Annotated in this window: 6 protein-coding genes; 4 read left to right on the forward strand and 2 right to left on the reverse strand. The window is 70.5% G+C overall.

Going from position 1 to position 5,435, the window contains the following annotated elements:
• Positions 1-353: 353 nt before the first annotated feature.
• Entirely contained in the window at positions 354-653 is a 300-nt protein-coding gene (locus Q0112_RS02170) for an antibiotic biosynthesis monooxygenase (protein ID WP_297970796.1), read from the forward strand.
• 138 nt (positions 654-791) lie between these two features.
• Positions 792-1,478 carry a L,D-transpeptidase gene (locus tag Q0112_RS02175; protein WP_297970798.1) on the forward strand — a complete coding sequence of 229 codons (687 nt, stop codon included), beginning with the start codon at positions 792-794 and terminating at the stop codon, positions 1,476-1,478.
• A gap of 22 nt (positions 1,479-1,500) precedes the next feature.
• Here Q0112_RS02175 and Q0112_RS02180 read toward each other — a convergent pair whose 3' ends face one another.
• Positions 1,501-3,141: an MFS transporter gene (locus Q0112_RS02180; protein ID WP_297970808.1), complete on the reverse strand. Its 1,641-nt coding sequence runs from the start codon at positions 3,139-3,141 to the stop codon at positions 1,501-1,503.
• A 140-nt stretch (positions 3,142-3,281) separates the two neighbouring features.
• On the opposite strand from Q0112_RS02180, the gene cysK reads away from it, so the two are divergent.
• Positions 3,282-4,376 carry a cysteine synthase A gene (gene cysK, locus Q0112_RS02185; protein WP_297970801.1) on the forward strand — a complete coding sequence of 365 codons (1,095 nt, stop codon included), beginning with the start codon at positions 3,282-3,284 and terminating at the stop codon, positions 4,374-4,376.
• A 12-nt stretch (positions 4,377-4,388) separates the two neighbouring features.
• A complete protein-coding gene (locus Q0112_RS02190) occupies positions 4,389-5,060 on the forward strand; it encodes an SOS response-associated peptidase (RefSeq protein ID WP_297970803.1) in 672 nt (223 codons plus the stop codon).
• A gap of 87 nt (positions 5,061-5,147) precedes the next feature.
• Here Q0112_RS02190 and Q0112_RS02195 read toward each other — a convergent pair.
• The coding region (locus tag Q0112_RS02195; protein WP_297970805.1) for an NAD-binding protein at positions 5,148-5,435 on the reverse strand (288 nt) is incomplete at its 5' end.

Raw genomic sequence — 5,435 nt, forward strand, 5'->3', positions numbered from 1 at the left:
TATGCCTGTCCGCTCGAATTCTCGCGCGGGAACCAGGCGATGATCGACATGATCTACGACGCCGCCGGACCGGCTGGAGCGTCCTCCGGGTGAACGCGCGCGCGCCCCGCACGACCCCTGCGTTAACTCCTGGTCACGGCCGCAAATCGTATGGCCGCTTTCCAGCCCCTTTCCGGCCGCATTCCAGTCCGCCCAAGTCGCTGTTAACACGAACGGAATCCCCCTCGAGACCGATTCCATCCGCCGGAGGCCGCATGACGTCTCCCGAGGGCGAATTGTTGCGCGGTCCCGGCTCTGATAGGATGCGCGCTGCGGGCCGGCGGGGTTCGCCCGGCCCCGGCGGGGAGGCGAGAATGACCGCTTACAACGTCGTTCGCATGCGCGTTAAGCCCGAGTTCCTCGATGCATTCCTGGCCCACTACCGCGAGCGTCCGATGGACATGCCGGGGTTGAAATCGATGACGCTCGTGCAGACCGGCGAGCGCGACTTCTGCCTGATCGGCGAGTGGACCGGCGTGGATGCGATCGCCGCGGCGCGGACGAGGATGATCGCCAACCTCGACGCGCACCGCGGCAAGCTCGAGGATCTAGGCACCGGTCTCGGGGTGACCGATCCGGTCTCCGGCGAGGCGGTCGTAGAGCGCCAGGCCTGAGCGTCGCGACTTCAGCAATAGGCAATACTTGCGCCTTAGGCCTATGCTGTGACATCGGAGTCGCGGGCGGACGGTTTCCGTTGATGCCGCTTGTCCATGGTCGGACTTTCTGTAACTGGTTTCTTGAGTGGGTGTTGGATGATGACCGCAAGACTTTGCGCCTCGCTTCTCATCGGGGCTGTCGTGCTGGCGGGATGCGTGCCGGAGGACGTGGCTCCGGTCGAGGTCGCGCCGCCTGTCGCCGCACCGCCGGCGTCGAAGGCCCTGGCGGTCGAGCCGCCCGACCCGGCGCTGGTCGCGATGTACGCCTCGCGCGCCGACGGCGAGAGGACCATCCCGGCGATCGACGTGACCCAGTTCCACCGCGGACTGCTGCGCAACGAGGTGGACTATCCGACGACCGAGGCGCCGGGCACCATCGTCATCGACACGCACGGGCCCTTCCTCTATCTGGTCGAGGGCGAGGGCAAGGCGACCCGCTACGGCATCGCCGTCGGCCGCGAGGGCTTCGGCTGGACCGGCAGCGGGGTGATCGCCCGCAGCGCCAGGTGGCCGCGCTGGACCCCGCCGCCCGAGATGATCGAGCGCGATCCCTCGCTCGCCAAGTGGCGGGACGGCCAGCCGGGCGGGGTGACCAATCCGCTCGGGGCGCGGGCGCTCTACATCTACTTCAACGGACAGGATTCGGGGTATCGCATCCACGGCACCAACACGCCGAAGTCGATCGGCTGGGCCGCTTCCTCGGGATGCTTCCGGATGCTGAACCAGGACGTCATCGACCTCTACGACCGGGTGCAGATGGGGGCCAAGGTCGTCGTCATCTGACGCCCCAGCCGGGCCTGCCGGCTCACGGGTGGTCGATCGGCGCCTTCGGGTGCGGCTCGACACCGAGGCGGCTGGCCTGGCGCACGATGCGGCGTTCCACTGCCGGCGGCCCGTTGCCGCGGTGGAGCTCGCGCAGGCGGTCGCTCGGGCCGGCGTCCGCCTTGGTGCGGCGCATGTTGTGGCGCACGTATTCCACCCAGGTCGGCGTCTGGTAGCTCTCGACCCAGATGCGCGGGTCCTCCAGATCGCGCGCGAGCGTCCAGGCGCGGGCCCCGTCGCGGCGGCGGATGCGCTGCCGTTCCGCCATCAGGTCGAGGAACTCCGGCACATCGGCCTCGTCGATCACGTATTCGACGTTGATCTTGATCGGCCCGCTGCGCGGGGTGAGCGGGAGCTGGACCTTCGGCTCGCTCCACCGATTGAGCGGGTCGAGGTCGAGCTCGGCCCGCGCCGGCAGCGGCAGGTAGAAGCCCGCGGCCCCGGCCGCGATCATCGCCGCCGCCGCCCAGAGGAGCGCCTCGGCCGCCCCGTTCGACTCGGCGACCATGCCCCAGAGCCAGCTGCCGAGCGCCATGCCGCCGAAGGCCGCGGTCTGGTAGAGCGAGAGCGCCCGCCCGACCACCCAGCGCGGGGTCGAGAGCTGCACTGTGGTGTTGAAGAGCGCGAGCGCCAGCACCCAGCAGGCGCCGCCCACCATCATGCCGAGCCCGGCCAGCCACGGCCCGCGGGCGAGCGCGAGGACGGTCGCGCAGACCGCGAAGCCGACGAAGCCGAGGCGCACGATCCACTCGCTCGAGAGGAGGTAGCGCAGCCGTCCGCCGATGAAGGCCCCGCCGATCGCCCCGACGCCGAAGGCGCCGAGGAGGCCGCCGTAGACCAGCGGCCCGCCCTGCTCCATGTTGCGCGCGACGAGCGGCAGGAGGGCGGTCACCGAGACGGCGGTGAGGCCGAAGAGGAAGGCGCGCAGCACGACCTTGAGGATCGTCGGCGACATCGCGACGTAGCGCAGCCCCGCGGCCATCGCCGAGGCCAGCCGCTCGCGCGGGAGCGTGCGCGGGGGGAGGTCCGGCCGCCAGGCGTAGAGCACGCCGATGAGGCCGATGTAGCTGAGGCTGTTGACCGCGAAGGCGGCGGCCGCGCCGGCGGCGGCGACGATGAGGCCGCCGATCGCCGGGCCGACGCTGCGGGTCATGTTGAAACCGACGCTGTTGAGCGCCACTGCCGCCGCGATGTCGGCGCGCGGCACCATGTCGCCGACCGAGGCCTGCCAGGCGGGATTGTTGAGCGCGGTGCCGCAGCCGATGAGGAAGGTGAAGCCGAGGAGCGTCCAGGGGGTGAGGACGCCCATCCAGGCGGCGACGGTCAGCGCGACGGACACGCAGAGCATGAAGCCCTGGGCGACCAGCATCACCCGGCGGCGGTTGAAGTTGTCGGCGATCGCGCCGGCGGCCAGCGAGAAGACCATGATCGGCAGCGTGGTCGAGGCCTGCACCAGCGCCACCATGTTGGCCGAGGAGGTGATCGTCGTCATCATCCAGGCGGCGCCCACCGCCTGCACGAGGCCGCCGAAGTTCGACACCAGGCTGGCGAGCCAGATCGCCCGGAAGATCGGGCTGCCGAGCGGGGCGAGCGCCGAAGCGCGGGGTCTCGGTTCCGGGTCCATGCTCGGGTGCGGCGCTTCCTTCCAGGTGGCGATCATGCTGAAACATCGCCGCGACACAACCTCTGCCGCGCTTGCCGCTCGCGACGGCGCGTGACAGGTTGGCGGCGGAGCCGAGGGCGACGTCGAGAGGGGAGTTGCAGATGGGCATCGAAAGCGGAAACGGCGGCGAGCTCCGCCGCACCAGGGGGCGCGGGCAGCTGTACGAGAGCATCATCGACACGGTCGGCGACACGCCGGTGGTGAAGATCAACCGGCTCGCGCCGTCCCACGTCGGCCTCTACGTGAAGGCGGAGGCGTTCAATCCGGCCGCTTCGGTGAAGGACCGGATCGCGCTCAACATCATCGAGGCGGCGGAGCGCGACGGGACGCTGAAGCCGGGGCAGACGGTGGTCGAGGCGACGAGCGGCAACACCGGGATCGGCCTGGCCATGGTCTGCGCCGCCAAGGGCTATCCGCTGGTGGTGACGATGGCCGACAGCTTCTCGGTCGAGCGGCGGCAGCTGATGCGCTTCTTCGGGGCGAAGGTGGTGCTCACCCCGCGCGCGGCGAAGGGGTACGGGATGTACGTGAAGGCGAAGGAGCTGGCCGAGGCGAACGGCTGGTTCCTGGCGCACCAGTTCGAGACGCCGGCCAACGCGGCGATCCACGAGAGTACGACGGCGGCGGAGATCCTCGGCGACTTCGCCGGCAAGCGGCTCGACTATTTCGTGTCGGGCTACGGGACCGGCGGGACGGTGGCGGGCGTCGGGCGGGTGCTGAAGAAGAGCTTCCCCGACGCGAGGATCATCCTCTCCGAGCCGGCCAACGCGCAGCTCGTCGGCTCGGGCGTGGCGCAGGAGCGCACGGCGGAGGGGGAGCCGGCCAGCGGGCATGGCTCGTTCGAGCCGCATCCGATCCAGGGCTGGACGCCGGACTTCATCCCGCTGGTGCTGCAGGAGGCGATCGACGGGCATTATTTCGACGAGGTCATTCCGATCGCGGGGGCCGAGGCGATGAAGTGGTCGCGCGAGCTGGCGGCGAAGGAGGGGATCCTGGCCGGGATCTCGGCGGGCGCGACCTTCGGGGTCGCCGTGCAGGTGGCGGAGGCTGCGCCGGAGGGATCGGTGATCCTCGCCATGCTGCCCGACACCGGGGAGCGGTATCTCTCGACGCCGCTCTTCGAGCCGTTCGGGGCGGAGATGAGCGAGGCGGAGCTGGAGCTGATGCGCTCGACGCCGGGGTATCAGATCGGCTGAGGCCGGCGTCCGATGTGCGGGCGCTACATGGTCACCTCGGCGCAGGAGGCGATGGCCGTGCTCTTCGAGGCGGAGCTCGGGGAGCTCGGCCCCGAGGTGGCGCGGCCGAACGTCTCGCCGACCGAGCCGGTGCCGGTCGTGGTCAGCCGCGAGGGCGAGCGGTTCGTCGTGCCGATGCGCTGGGGGCTGCTGCCGCCCTTCTACCGGACGGCGAGCGGGGGGCCGCTGCTCATCAACGCGCGCTCCGAGGGGATCGCGGAGAAGCCGGCCTTCCGCGAGGCGGTCAGGGCGCGGCGATGCCTGCTGCCGGCGGACGGCTTCTATGAATGGCAGGGGGAGAAGGGAGCGCGGGTTCCCTTCGTGGTGCGGCCGCGGGCGGGCGGGATGATCGCCTTCGCCGGGATCTGGCAGGACTGGAAGGGGCCGGAGGGATGGATTTCGACCTGCGCCATCGTCACCTGCCCGGCGAACGCGACGCTGGCGGGGGTGCACGAGCGGATGCCGGTGGTCATCGCGCCGGAAGATTTCGCGCTCTGGCTGGGCGAGGCCGGGCACGGGGCGGCGCGGCTGATGGTGCCGGCGCCGGAGGAGGCGCTGGTGGCCGAGCCGGCCGACGCGGCGACGCGGGAGATGCTGGGGCGGCGCGCGGCGCCGCCGCCGGGGCTGGTCGCGCTTCGGGCGTGATTTCGCACGCGAAACTATACTTAAGCTATTGAGTTTATTCAATTACGTCGGGTTAACGGATCCTGAATCGCACTTTTGGCCTGCGGGTCAGCCTTTGCCGGGGAGGGTGAGGCCGGCGTTGCGGGCGTAGACCTTGGCGACGGCGGCGTCATCCTCCTGGCCGAGGCCGGAGCCCTGGGCGGCGAGGAACTGCTGCAGGGCGGCGGCGGCGATGGGCGCGGAGAAGCGGGCGCTGCGGGCGATGTCGAGGACGATGCCGAGATCCTTCGGCCAGATGTCGATCGAGCTTCGCGGCGCATAGTCGCCTTCGATGACGTGCGGGGCGCGGTTCTCGAGCATCCAGCTGGTGCCGGCGCATTTCGAGATGACCTCGAG

Source organism: uncultured Amaricoccus sp. (assembly GCF_937858865.1).
GTDB lineage: Bacteria > Pseudomonadota > Alphaproteobacteria > Rhodobacterales > Rhodobacteraceae > Amaricoccus.

What these genes read in the sequence shown, in the direction of transcription:
- Q0112_RS02180 (WP_297970808.1), bottom strand. Translation starts at nt 3,141, where the DNA reads ATGGACCCGGAACCGAGACCCCGCGCTTCGGCGCTCGCCCCGCTCGGC.
- Q0112_RS02170 (WP_297970796.1), top strand. Translation starts at nt 354, where the DNA reads ATGACCGCTTACAACGTCGTTCGCATGCGCGTTAAGCCCGAGTTCCTC.
- cysK (WP_297970801.1), top strand. Translation starts at nt 3,282, where the DNA reads ATGGGCATCGAAAGCGGAAACGGCGGCGAGCTCCGCCGCACCAGGGGG.
- Q0112_RS02190 (WP_297970803.1), top strand. Translation starts at nt 4,389, where the DNA reads ATGTGCGGGCGCTACATGGTCACCTCGGCGCAGGAGGCGATGGCCGTG.
- Q0112_RS02175 (WP_297970798.1), top strand. Translation starts at nt 792, where the DNA reads ATGATGACCGCAAGACTTTGCGCCTCGCTTCTCATCGGGGCTGTCGTG.